This window comes from Streptomyces sp. NPDC058751 (assembly GCF_042746485.1).
GTDB lineage: Bacteria > Actinomycetota > Actinomycetes > Streptomycetales > Streptomycetaceae > Streptomyces.
In genome coordinates this window covers 87,924-97,556 of sequence record NZ_JBHYPZ010000016.1, presented here as the reverse complement: position 1 = coordinate 97,556, position 9,633 = coordinate 87,924, and the positions used below count along the sequence as shown (strand labels likewise).

The following is a 9,633-nucleotide window of genomic DNA, read 5'->3' as shown; positions in this document are numbered from 1 at the left end:
TAAAATTGTTTGGGGCTGGGTAGTTTGTTTTTTTTATACGTGTGCGGCTCCTGGCTGTGTCCGGCGGGCGGGGAACCGGGCCGCTCGGGGGTGGGGACGTCGGGACCTACCCCCGGACCTCGGGCACGGTGACGCCGAACCCGGCCGCGCTCTCGGCCAGTTCGCGCCACACCTTGGCCGCGACCGGCACCCCCTCCGCCGCGCGCGCCGCCGCGAGCGAGGCGCTGCGCTCCCCCGGGTAGAACACGCCCGGCGCGCCGTCCGCCGGGGTCAGCGCCTTCAGCGTGGCGAGCGTCGCGTCGACGGCGTCGGTGAAGGCGTCGGCGTCTCCGAAGGCCGCCGGGTCGATGGCGACGAGCAGGGCGTTCTGGCGGTGCTCGCGGCCCCCGGGGTCGTCGGAGTGGAAGGCGGCGAAGATGGGCGCGCCGACGAGCACGCTGGTCAGCAGCTCGAAGGCGAGCGACATGCCGGACCCCTTGGCACCGCCCAGCGGCAGCGGCATGACGGCCTTCTCCGGGTCGGTGGTGGGGGTGCCGTCCGCGGTGGCGGCGGCGCCCTCGGGCAGCGGGGTGCCGTTCGCCCTGGCCTGCCGGATCCGGCCCAGGGCGATGGTGGCGGTGGCCATGTCCAGGAGCAGCGGGGCGTGCCTGTCCGCCGGCACGGCGACGGCGAGCGGGCTGGTCGCGACGGCCGCGCCCTTGACCCCGGTGTAGCCCATGTTGGGCATGCCGGCGACGAACGCGATGCCGATCAGGCCCTGTTCGGCGATCTTCGACACGTAGTAGCCGATGGCGCCGGTGTGCACGGTGCGGCGCACTCCGACGGCCGCGACCCCGCTCGTCCTGGCGCGGGTGACGGCCTCCTCGGCCGCCGCGGTGAGGGCCACCGGTCCCGGCGCGCGGTCGGCGTCGAGGACGGCGACGCCCGCCGCGCCCGACTCGACGGTGATCTCGGGACGGGCGTTGGCCACCCCCTTGGCGAGCAGTTCCAGATAGGCGGGGACGCGCGCGGTGCCGTGGGAGTCGATGCCGCGCAGCGCGGCCCAGACGAACACCTCCGCGGTGGTGCGGGCGTGTTCGGGGCGAAGGCCGCCCTTCTCCAGGAGCGCGGCGGCAAGGCCGCGGAGTTCCTCGGCAGGGACGAGTACCCTGCCCGGCCGGGATGTCGGCGTGTCGGTCATGGTGGCGGTGCCTCCTGGATCAGCGGGTGACGAGGACGTCGACGACGGCGGTGGTGCCCTCCGCCACAGCCTTGAGCGCGCGCTCCAGGGCGGGGGCGAGCGCGTCCGGCGCGTCGACGGTCTCGGTGTGCATGCCGAACGGCTCGGCGAAGGCGGCGAGCCGGGGCAGCCGGTGCAGGTCGGTGCCCAGCCACTCGCCGGTCTCGGCCGCGGCGCCCTCGGGATAGAACCTGCGGTGGTTGAGGTTCATCGACTTGTAGACACGGTTGTTGAAGACCACGATCAGCAGCGGCAGACCGTAGGCGTTCGCGGCGTCGTACGACGGGATGACGGGGTTGTACGCGAAGGCGCCGTCGCCGATCGTGAGGACCACGGGCCTCTCCGGTGCGGCGAGTTTGACGCCGAGCGCGACCGCGATGCCCTGGCCGAGTCCGCCCTGGACGTAGAAGTACGAGTCGGGGGCGGCCGTCCGCGTGTGGCGTCTGACGACGCGGCTGTGTGTGATCGTCTCGTCGACCACGATCGCGTCCTGGCCTTCCAGGAGCCCGCGCAGGGTGGCGGCGACGTGCACGGGGTCGATGCCCTCGGACCGAGCCGCCCTCGCCTCGGCGGCGGCGACGGCGGCCTGTTCGTCCGCGTGCCGTCGCTCGTGCTCCGCGCGGCGCACGGTGCCGGCGGCCGTGGCCTCGGCGTCCGGGGGCCGTACGTGCGCCCGCTTGGCGAGCTGGCGCAGGGTGTTGGTGACGTTTCCTTCCAGATACTGGTCGGCGAAGAGCACTTGGTAGGCGATGTGCGGACGTTGGGGGACCTCGTCGACGACCACGATCCGCGCCTTGGACGGACGGCGCGACGGAGGGTAGAAGGGGGCACGGCAATTGACGAGGAGGATGAGGTCGGCCTCGTCCATCCAGGGCCCGATGTCCGAGCCCGCGTGCAGGGGGTGGGTGCGTGGGAAGTTGCCGCACACCGCCGAGTCGGGTTCGACGACCGGGATGTTCCATGCCTCGGCGAAGGCGACCAGCGCCTCGAAACCGCCCGCCTCACGGCCCGCCGTCTCGGTGACGATCACGGGGACGTCCGCCTCGCGGATCAACTCGGCGACGGCGTCGACCTCTTCGGGCGAGCTGTGGGTCGAACCCGGCGGGACGACCGGCTTGGCCTCGCGGCCGTCCCACTCCTCCAGCAGGATCTCCAGCGGGATGTCGAGGTAGGCCGGTCCGGCCGGCGCCCGCCGGGCCAGCTCGGCCGCCCGTGTGACCATGGACGGCAGGATGTGCACCCCGGCGGCCTCGTTGGACCACTTCGTGAACGGCCGGGCGATGCCGTGCGGTCCGCCCACGACGGACAGGTTGCGGTACCACTGGCCGCCGGGGTCCGGTCCGGGTCCGTCGCCGTAGGTGGTCGACTCCGAGGAGGCGACCACCATGGGAACGCCCGCGAGCAGGGCGCCGTGGACGGCCATGGAGCCCTGGAGCAGGCCGGGGGCCGCGTGCAGGAGCACGGCCTGCGGGCGGCGGGCGAGGAGGCCGTAGCCGGTGGCCATGCCGACCGCGACCGTCTCGTGGGTGAGGTCCAGATACCGGGGGGCTCTCTCGCCGTCGCGGTGGCGCCGGGCCAGCGACTCCCAGACCGGGGCCCATTCCGATCCCGACGAGCAGAAGACGTAGTCGGCGCCGACCGCGTCGAAGGCCGACACGAGCGCTTCACCGCCGTCCTTGCGGCCGGCACCAGGTGTGTTCTCGGTGTCCGTCATCTCCGGTGCGCCCTCAGCCTTCGATCGGCCAGTCGAGGACCTCGGAGATGCCCCGGCCGAGGATCCACTCCAGTTCCTCGGGCGTGAAGTCCCAGTGCTGGGTGAACTGTTCGATGGTGTCGGTGTAGGTGATGCCGTGGCCGAGCAGACGGGTGATGTCGGTGCCGTAGAAGCACCGCTGGGGGCCCAGCTTGTCGACCATCTCGCGCACGTACTTCTCGATGTTCTTGTTCGGGAAGGGCTGCGTCGAGTAGCCGGGCAGCGCCGAGACCTTGACGTAGATGTTCGGGTGGACGGCCAGGTCGGCGGTCTCCTGGACCCAGTAGCCGATCGCATCGTCCACGCAGCGGGCCATGATGCCCATGTGGTCGATGATGATCTTCAGACCTGGGTGCTTGGCGGCGATCTCGCCGAGCTCGCGCTTCCAGATCGGGGCGTGAACCATGGTGGGGATGCCGAGTTCCTCGGCGACCGGCCAGTACCAGTCGTTGGTGCCGTCGATCATCCAGTTGCGGTCCTGCGGGCGGTGGAAGGTGAGCCGGGTCCCCTTGACGTACGGGTTCTGCGCGAAGTCCTTCAGCATCGCGGTGCCCTCGACGGCGTCGTCCTGCGGGACGCGGGCCATGATGCCGAAGCGGTCCGGGTGGGCCTCGCAGGCCTCCAGGGCGTAGTCAATGCGGTTGCCCTCCCACGACGGGGGCAGGATCAGCGCCCGGTTGACGCCCGCCTCGTCCATCAACTCGAGGGCCTCCTCGTAGGAGAACGGGTCCTCGCGGTGTCCGTTGAGGCGGATGCGCTCCCGTGCGCCGGGGACCCAGGGGCGGTCCGGGGTCTCTTCCTTCCAGATGTGGATCTGGGTGTCGACAACGAACATGTCATCTGCCGTTTCTCTGCGGAGGGGAGGGGGTGCCGGGGTGGTGCGGATGGAACGCTAGGTCGGCAGGAGGTCTTTGCCGAGCGCTGGGAGCGCAAGCAGTTCTTGCGCGGAAGTGCCCTGCGTACGGGGCGTGTTCAGGTTGCGCGGGCGTCGCCGAGGACGGTGTCGGCGATGTGTTCCGCGATCGCCATCGAGGAGGTTGCGGCGGGCGAGGGCGCGTTGCGCACGGCGGTGACACCACCGGCCCGGTGGATCACGAAGTCGTCCACCAGCGAGCCGTCCCGGCCCAGCGCCTGGGCGCGGACGCCGGCTCCGCCGCGCACCACGTCGGCGGCGTGGAGGGCGGGTACGTACGCGCGTGCGGCCTTCATGTAGGCGTCCACCGACAGGGAGCCGCGCATCTCCTTGACGCCGGTGCGCCAGTGCCGCCCGGCCAGGCGCCACATGCCGGGGAAGCGGGCGATGCGGGCGAGTTCGCGGACGTCGATGTCGGAGCGGCGGTAGCCCTCGCGGGCCAGGGCGAGGACGGCGTTGGGGCCGACCTCGACCTCGCCGTTCACGCGGCGGGTGAAGTGCACGCCGAGGAAGGGGTAACGGGGGTCGGGCACGGGGTAGATGAGGCCGCGGACCAGGTGCGCCCTGCTCGGCGCGACGGTCATGTACTCGCCGCGGAAGGGGACGATGCGCGGCTCGTCCCCGTCGTCGGCGAGCCGCGCGACGCTGTCGCTCTGGAGCCCCGCGCAGAGCACGAGCCGGTCGGCCCGCAGGGTCTCGTCACCGGAGGCGACCTCGATGCCGCCGCCGGTGAGGCGGGTGACGCGGGTGACCTGGAAGCCGAGCCGCACCTCGCCGCCGAAGTCCACGACGTCCCGGGCGAACGACCGGGCGATCGCGGTGTAGTCGGTGACGGCGGTGCGCGGGGAGTGCAGGGCCGCCCGGCCCACCGCGTACGGCTCGATCTCGTGGATCTCGCCCGCGCCGACCCGGCGCAGGCCCGGCACCTCGTTCTCCAGGGACTTGGCGTACAGGGCCTGAAGACGCGGCACCTCGTCGTCCGTGACGGCGACGACGAGCTTGCCGCACTCCTCGTAGGGCAGGTGCCTGTCCCGGCAGTACTCCCGGATCATCGCCATGCCCTTGGTGCACAGGCGGGCCTTGAGGCTGCCGGGCCTGTAGTAGATGCCGGCGTGCACCACGCCCGAGTTGTGGCCGGTCTGGTGGACGGCGACCTCGTCCTCCTTGTCCACGACCACGACCCGCGTACCGGGCCGGCGCAGGGCGATCTCGCGAGCCGTGGCGAGCCCCACGATGCCGGCGCCGACGACGGCGACCGTCTCGTCAGCCATCCTCATCTCCTCCTCTCGTCGTCCACGGCCCCGTCAGGCACCGAAGTGGACGGCGACGGTCTTGACCCGGGTGTAGAAGCGCAGCCCTTCCTCGCCCTGCTCCTTGAACGGCGATCCGGAGTCGCGGAAGCCTCCGAACGGGTGGTGCACGTCCCAGCCGGAAGTGGTGGCGTTCACCGCGATCTGGCCGCACTCCACCTCGTCCGCGAACCGGTGGGCGGCGCCCAGGTCCTGGGTGAACACGGCGGCGGCGAGGCCGAAGACCGAGTCGTTGACCGCCTCGACCGCCTCGTCGAAGGAGTCCACCGTGCACAGCGCGACGACCGGTCCGAACACCTCCTCGCGCCAGATGTCGAGGTCCGGGGCCACGTCGCCGAGCACGGTCGGGTTGACGTAACAGCCGTGGCTCAGCGCCTCGTCCGCGGGCCGGTCGCCGCCGACGAGGACCGTCGCGCCCTGCTTGACCGCGCGCTCGATGTCCGCGAGGACAGCGTCCCGCTGCCGTGCGCCGGCCAGCGGTCCCATCGTGGTGCCGGAGGCGAGCCCCGGCCCGACGCGCAGCGCGGCGGTCTCGGCGAGCAGCAGCGCGGTGAACTCCTCGTACACGGGCCGCTCGACGATCACCCTGCTGGTGGCCGTGCACCGCTGTCCGGCCTGGGCGAAACCGGCGGCGGCCACGGCCCTGGCGGCGGCGGGCAGGTCGGCGTCGGCGAGGACCACGGTGGCGTTCTTGCCGCCGAGTTCGCCCTGGAAGCGGACATTGGTGTGGGCGAGCGCGGCCCTCAGTCCCTCACCGACCTCGTTGCTTCCGGTGAAGGTGACGGCGGCGAGGCGCGGGTCGCGCAGCAGCGCCTCGGAGATCTCCGCGCCGCGGCCGGTGACCACGTTCAGGACACCTGCGGGCAGGCCCGCGTCGTGCAGGGCGCGGGCGAGGTGCAGGGCGGCCCCCGGGGTGTCGGTGGCCGGTTTGAGGACCGCCGCGTCGCCCGCCGCGAGGCAGGGGGCGAGCTTGCGGGCCGGGGTGATCAGCGGATCGTTCCAGGGAGTGATCGCGAGGACGACCCCGAGCGGCTCGCGCTGGTGGTGCGTGCGGGTGTCCGGGCGTACGTCGTGCACCAGCGTGCCGTAGCCCTGGCGGGCGAGGCCCGCGTAGTACTCCAGGAAGTCGGCGGCCTTGACGGTCTCGCCGGTCGCCTCGGCGCGGGTCTTGCCCATCTCCGTACTGAGATCCTCGGCGATCCGTGCCACGCGCTCGCGCAGCAGCCGGGCCGCGTCCGCCATGATCCGGGCGCGCTCGAAGGGGCTGGTGCGCCTCCAGACCGCGAAGCCGCGTTCGGCGTGGTCGTAGGCGTCGGCGACGTCGGCGGCGCTCAGCGCGGGAACGCGGGCGACGGGGGCGCGCAGATCGGCGGGGTCGTGGACGTCGATCCACGCGCCGGTCGCCACCCACTCCCCGCCGATGAGGGTTTCCAGGGTTCGCATCAGGATCACTTCTCTCGTCCGCCGCGGTGCGGGCCGCGGTCAACGGGTGGGCCGGCCCGGGAGACCGACGAGCGGGCCGGGCCGGGGTCGCACCGACAACACACGAGCGGGGGCCCGGTCGGCCAGACCTGTGGCGGCACACATTGCTTGCGTGCCGCACGGGTCGTCCATCAGGGGGTTCGTGCTGGAATCGGTGGGCTCGACGCCCCTGCTCCCCCGGAGGAAACACATGGCATTCGCCGTCGTCGCCCACTACCGCTGCGCGCCCGCCGACGCGGACACCGTGCGCGCCGCGCTGCTGAGGATGCGCGAACTCACTCCCACCGAGCCGGCGAACCTCGCCTACGAGGTGCACGCCGAGGTGGACCGGCCGGGCTCGTTCGTGCTCTACGAGCGGTACACGGACCGCGCGGGCTTCGAGGCGCACCGGGAGACGGACCACTTCACGGAGTTCGTCGTGGGCGTCGTCCTGCCGCTGCTGACGGAACGCACGGTGACGTTCGCCGAGGTGCTGTGAGCCGCCGGCCGGCAGGCCCCGGAGGTTCCGGACCTGCCGGCCGCAAGGCCCCGGTCCCCGGTCCTGTGGATCCGCCGGCCGGGAAGCCCCCCGCGCCTCCCGGCCGGCGGCGGACACCGGGTCAGAACTCGTTGCCCCAGCAGTACCGGGCGAGCGTCTCCACGAGGACCAGTTTGCGGCGCTGGTCCTCGGCGCCGAGGAGCGACCGCGCCGCCACGTCGGCGAAGCCGCGGGACGGTGAGAGGGCCATGTCCTCGATGTCCTTGATCCCGGCGGCGGCGTCGATGCGGGCCAGCGCCGTGTCGATCTCCTCCGGTTCGGGGGTGGTCGCGTCCACGACCCCGAGGCACACGTCCCGGTCCTCCGGCAGTGCCTTGAGCAGGTCGAGTTCGGCGGCCGTGCCCCGGTCGTACGGGAGGATCCAGCGGTCGGCGGGGACAGCGCCGTACAGCCGCTCGGCCCTGGCCCGGTCCACCGCGTCCGGTGCCCGCCGGCCGGGACAGACACCGATCCGCACGCCCTCGGGGCGCTCGTCCAGGCGCGCCGCCCGGGCCTCCACGGCGAGCACGTCCTCGAAGGACAGTGCGCCGGGAGCGTCCTGGCCTGCCGCCAAGTGGCCCAGCAGCAAAGGGTTGTCGAGCTGGATCAGCCGGACGCCGCGCGAGACGAGGAGTTCGATCTCCGCGTGGACGATCTCCGCCAGGGCCTCGCCGAGTTCACGGGCCGAGGCGGGACCGCCGGAGGCCGCGAGTGCGGGGTCGAAGGTGGTGGCGGCGAGGTAGGCCGGGGAGGGCAGGGACACCTTGGCCGCGATCGCCGTGAGTTCGGTGAGCCGCGCCGCCCGGTCGGCCGCCAGTGGGCCGTCGGCCTTGGGCAGGGACTCGGCCACCCAGCGGACGAGACCGTCGGGCCCGGTCTCCCCCGTGCGGCGGAAGCCCGACACGGCGCCGAGGACGCCGCCGCGGAAGTCCTCGTACGGGAAGCCGCCGTCCGTGACGACGGTGGAGCGCACCTTGCGCTGGAGGGCCACGGCCTCCCTGACCGCTTCGTCCAGTGCCGCGGGGTCGTCGCCCGGGTGCGCGAGGCCGGCCGGGCGGACCAGGCTGCCGTGGTGGTCGATGCGGTAGTTGAACGTGTCCGCCATGGCTCAGGCACCCTTCTCGGTCTGCTCGGCGTTCTGCTCGTTCACGGTGTTCTCGGCACCGGGTGTCTTCTCGTGATCACCGGCCGCCGGGCCCGCGACGCCCCAGGCGGCGAACTCCAGTTCGTAGCCGAGGGAGGCGAGGACCTCGTCGGCCACCCGCTGGTCCTCCTCCGCGGTGCCGCCCGCGATGCCGAGTCCGCCGATGATCTCGCCGTCCCGCTTGACGGTGACGCTGCCCTCGGTGGCCATGATGGGCAGGGCCGCGCCCGGCAGCTGGGAGAGCTGGGCGAAGAACACCGGCTGGCTCTCCTGCCACTTCTTCAGCATCTTCCCGGGACGCTGCATCACGGCCGCGGTGTACGCCTTGGCGCGGGCGATGTCCGGGGTGAGGGGGCGGGCGCCGTCGCAGCGGCGGACGCTGACGACGAAGCCGCCCGCGTCCACCACGGCGACGCTGACCGCCTTCCCGAGCGCCCGGGCCCGCTCCAGGGCGGCGGCGGTGATCTCCTCCGCGGCGTCGAGGGTGAGGCTGCTCATGCGGTTTCCTTCCGTCCGAGCGTGCGGCGCAGGTGTGCGACGGCCTGGTTGTAGGGGCCCGGCGTCTCCCAGTACATGGAGTGCGGGGCGTCGGGGACGATCTCCAGGCGGGAGCCCGGGAGCAGTTCGTGGGCGCGGGTCACGGTCTTCACGCTGAGCACCGCGTCCATCTCGCCGAGGAGGAAGGCGATCTCGACGCCGGATTCCTCGATGTCCCGCAGCGAGGGCCCGTCGGTGTCGAGGTTGCGCAGGTCGGCCATCCTGGCGACGTTGAAGGTGCCCATCTGCTGGAAGAGGAAGGTGCGGTCGGCGTGCTCCTCCTGGAAGCGCCGGGTGAGCAGCCGGTCGACGACGGGGAGCTTGACGGCCTCGGCGCGGTCGACGGCGGCCAGTTCGCGCAGTTCGGGGTGGCTGATGCCGCCGAGGGAGTGGCCGAGGACGACGGCCCCGACCCGGTCGGGGCGCAGCAGGCCGGCGCGCAGGGCGGCCACCGAGCCGATGGACTGTCCCACCAGCATCACGTCGGTGAGGTCCTCGGTGTCCAGGACGGCGAGGACGTCACCGGGGAAGTCCTGGCCGTCGAACTCCGGCATGGCGGAGTCGGACTTGCCGAAACCGCGCAGGTCCATGGTGACGACGGTGAACTCGTCGCGCAGTGCGGCCACTTGCTGCCACCAGGCGGCGTGGTTGCCGCCGCTGCCGTGCACGAAGAGGATCGCCGGACCGCTGCCGTGGCGCTCGTAGTAGACGGAGGTGCCGTCGGAGTCGGCGAGGGGCATGGAAGGGAACTCCTAGAG

At 72.5% G+C, this 9,633-nt stretch carries 9 protein-coding genes; 1 reads left to right on the top strand and 8 read right to left on the bottom strand.

All coding sequences use genetic code 11. The features are described from left to right. Window positions 1–106 precede the first annotated feature (106 nt). From ACFW6B_RS17060 to ACFW6B_RS17040, 5 genes are all read right to left on the bottom strand, one after another. Window positions 107–1,180, bottom strand: a complete 1,074-nt coding sequence (locus ACFW6B_RS17060; protein ID WP_386596671.1) for an Ldh family oxidoreductase — start codon at window positions 1,178–1,180, stop codon at window positions 107–109. Window positions 1,181–1,199: 19 nt separating this feature from the next. After that, window positions 1,200–2,933, bottom strand: coding sequence for a thiamine pyrophosphate-dependent enzyme (locus ACFW6B_RS17055; protein ID WP_386596669.1), 1,734 nt, complete (start codon window positions 2,931–2,933; stop codon window positions 1,200–1,202). A 13-nt stretch (window positions 2,934–2,946) separates the two neighbouring features. Next, entirely contained in the window at window positions 2,947–3,807 is an 861-nt protein-coding gene (locus tag ACFW6B_RS17050) for an amidohydrolase family protein (protein WP_386596667.1), read from the bottom strand. Window positions 3,808–3,944: 137 nt separating this feature from the next. Next, entirely contained in the window at window positions 3,945–5,156 is a 1,212-nt protein-coding gene (lhgO, locus tag ACFW6B_RS17045; protein WP_386596665.1) for an L-2-hydroxyglutarate oxidase, read from the bottom strand. A 33-nt stretch (window positions 5,157–5,189) separates the two neighbouring features. Further along, window positions 5,190–6,638 (bottom strand): aldehyde dehydrogenase family protein, encoded by a 1,449-nt coding sequence (locus tag ACFW6B_RS17040; protein WP_386596663.1) that lies wholly within the window; start codon window positions 6,636–6,638, stop codon window positions 5,190–5,192. Window positions 6,639–6,867: 229 nt separating this feature from the next. Here ACFW6B_RS17040 and ACFW6B_RS17035 point away from each other — a divergent pair, with 229 nt between their 5' ends. Beyond that, window positions 6,868–7,155 carry a putative quinol monooxygenase gene (locus ACFW6B_RS17035; RefSeq protein ID WP_386596662.1) on the top strand — a complete coding sequence of 96 codons (288 nt, stop codon included), beginning with the start codon at window positions 6,868–6,870 and terminating at the stop codon, window positions 7,153–7,155. Between the two features lie 121 nt (window positions 7,156–7,276). On the opposite strand, the gene ACFW6B_RS17030 is transcribed toward ACFW6B_RS17035, so the two are convergent. From ACFW6B_RS17030 to ACFW6B_RS17020, 3 genes are read right to left on the bottom strand one after another with little or no spacing between them, the layout of a single operon-like run. After that, window positions 7,277–8,299, bottom strand: a complete 1,023-nt coding sequence (locus ACFW6B_RS17030) for a methionine synthase II (cobalamin-independent)-like protein (protein ID WP_386596660.1) — start codon at window positions 8,297–8,299, stop codon at window positions 7,277–7,279. A gap of 3 nt (window positions 8,300–8,302) precedes the next feature. Beyond that, a complete protein-coding gene (locus ACFW6B_RS17025) occupies window positions 8,303–8,836 on the bottom strand; it encodes a heme-binding protein (protein WP_386596657.1) in 534 nt (177 codons plus the stop codon). After that, entirely contained in the window at window positions 8,833–9,615 is a 783-nt protein-coding gene (locus ACFW6B_RS17020) for an alpha/beta fold hydrolase (protein ID WP_386596655.1), read from the bottom strand. Before ACFW6B_RS17020 ends, ACFW6B_RS17025 begins: the two co-directional genes overlap by 4 nt. Between the last annotated feature and the right edge of the window lie 18 nt (window positions 9,616–9,633).

Coding starts and splice junctions, on each gene's coding strand:
- lhgO (WP_386596665.1), bottom strand. CDS start 5,156: ATGGCTGACGAGACGGTCGCCGTCGTCGGCGCCGGCATCGTGGGGCTC.
- ACFW6B_RS17020 (WP_386596655.1), bottom strand. CDS start 9,615: ATGCCCCTCGCCGACTCCGACGGCACCTCCGTCTACTACGAGCGCCAC.
- ACFW6B_RS17055 (WP_386596669.1), bottom strand. CDS start 2,933: ATGACGGACACCGAGAACACACCTGGTGCCGGCCGCAAGGACGGCGGT.
- ACFW6B_RS17040 (WP_386596663.1), bottom strand. CDS start 6,638: ATGCGAACCCTGGAAACCCTCATCGGCGGGGAGTGGGTGGCGACCGGC.
- ACFW6B_RS17035 (WP_386596662.1), top strand. CDS start 6,868: ATGGCATTCGCCGTCGTCGCCCACTACCGCTGCGCGCCCGCCGACGCG.
- ACFW6B_RS17060 (WP_386596671.1), bottom strand. CDS start 1,180: ATGACCGACACGCCGACATCCCGGCCGGGCAGGGTACTCGTCCCTGCC.
- ACFW6B_RS17030 (WP_386596660.1), bottom strand. CDS start 8,299: ATGGCGGACACGTTCAACTACCGCATCGACCACCACGGCAGCCTGGTC.
- ACFW6B_RS17050 (WP_386596667.1), bottom strand. CDS start 3,807: ATGTTCGTTGTCGACACCCAGATCCACATCTGGAAGGAAGAGACCCCG.
- ACFW6B_RS17025 (WP_386596657.1), bottom strand. CDS start 8,836: ATGAGCAGCCTCACCCTCGACGCCGCGGAGGAGATCACCGCCGCCGCC.